The 697-nt window shown below is 44.5% G+C and carries 1 protein-coding gene; it reads left to right on the plus strand.

Annotated elements, in window-relative coordinates; translation table 11 throughout:
* On the plus strand, window positions 1-697 hold a 697-nt coding region (locus ACWHAR_RS27440), incomplete at both ends, for an SLC13 family permease (RefSeq protein WP_452088480.1).

Here is a 697-nt window from a genome sequence, read left to right on the forward strand (position 1 = left end):
TTCCGGGAAGCTATCATTCAATTGAACAGTCTCCGGTCAGCTTGATCAGCTTTTTTACTTCTCTACAGGATGGAATGGTTGGATCAGCACCCATCATCTTTCTGATCTTATTCACAGGCGGCACCATTGCTATTCTAGAAAAAACGGGTGCCATTAATGGCCTGATTTACAATGTCATCAGCAAATTCCGCACAAAGCAATTATTATTTATTTGTATTGTCGGCGCATTGTTCTCCATTCTCGGAACAACCGGGATTGTCGTGAATTCAGTTATCGGTTTTATCCCCATCGGCCTCATTGTGGCACGATCCTTAAAATGGGACGCAGTCGCGGGAGCCGCTGTTATATACATCGGTTGCTACGCTGGATTTAACTCCACCATATTATCACCGTCACCGCTCGGTTTATCACAATCAATCGCGGAGCTCCCTCTTTTTTCTGGAATCGGCCTGCGAGTTGTGATATACATATGCTTTTTGCTGTCTTCTATTATTTATATCTATTTGTATAGGAGAAAATTAAAAAAATCAAAAGATGCCAGTGTGTTAGGAACAGATTGGTTCCCTGCGGCAGGAATGGGCGAAGCCGGTAAAGAAGAAGATCAGCCAGTGCCGTTTACCGTTCGCCATAAGCTGATTTTGGCTGTGGCGGGACTCTCACTTGTCGGATTTTTATACGGCGCTTTGAAGCTTGGCTG

It is taken from the genome of Bacillus sp. LR--39 (genome assembly GCF_053613335.1).